Raw genomic sequence first — 816 nt, forward strand, 5'->3', positions numbered from 1 at the left:
TGAAAAAGAAAAGGCGGTTGGCCCGGTAGGGCCAGCCGCCTTTTGCTTTGTTAGGGTTCGTGTGCGCGGGACAGAGATCGTAGCCAGCACTGGTGTGTGTCTGCACACCCGCGTAGGAGAGTGATCCGCACGGTATCGGCGTGAAGTCCCTGTAGGCATCAGCTGATTCAGCTGTGACCACGTATGAGAGAGTGAACCCTTTCGCCACCGTGTGCCCCGCGCGCCCTTTATCCTGCGAGGATTCATCATGGCGCGCAAGCCTTCCAAGCAACGCTTTACCGTCGTCCATCCCGATTGCGCGGCGATCGATGTCGGTGGTCGAGAGCATTTCGTGGCGGTCGATCCCCGGCACGAAAATCCCGTCCAGTCGTTCACGTCCTTTACTGACGACCTGCTCAAGATGGCTAACTGGCTTGAAAGCCTGGGGATCAAGGTCGTTGCCATGGAATCCACGGGGGTTTATTGGATTCCAATTTACGAGATTCTCAGCGAGCGCGGTTTTGAGGTTTATCTCGTCAATGCCAGAGCAACTCGGCAAATCACGGGCCGTAAATCAGATGTGCTGGATTGCCAGTGGATCTGGCAGCTGATGACTCATGGACTGCTCAGAGGCGCATTCCGCCCCGATGATCTGACCTGCTGCGTCCGGTCATTGGTCAGGCAGCGTGCTTCCAAAGTGAAAGACCAGGCGCAGACGCTGAACCGGATGCAAAAGGCCATGAGCCAAATGAACATCCAGCTGGCCAATGTCATCAGTGATATTTCCGGCGTAACTGGCATGAAGATTTTGCGAGCCATCTGCGCAGGTGAACGGGA

General features: G+C 56.0%; 1 pseudogene. It reads left to right on the forward strand.

From position 1 onward, the window contains the following. Positions 1-247: 247 nt before the first annotated feature. Positions 248-816: pseudogene (locus ACF8FB_RS26135) on the forward strand (IS110-like element ISPpu9 family transposase); the annotation flags it as partial.

Source organism: Pseudomonas sp. yb_2, assembly GCF_043103905.1.
GTDB lineage: Bacteria > Pseudomonadota > Gammaproteobacteria > Pseudomonadales > Pseudomonadaceae > Aquipseudomonas > Aquipseudomonas alloputida.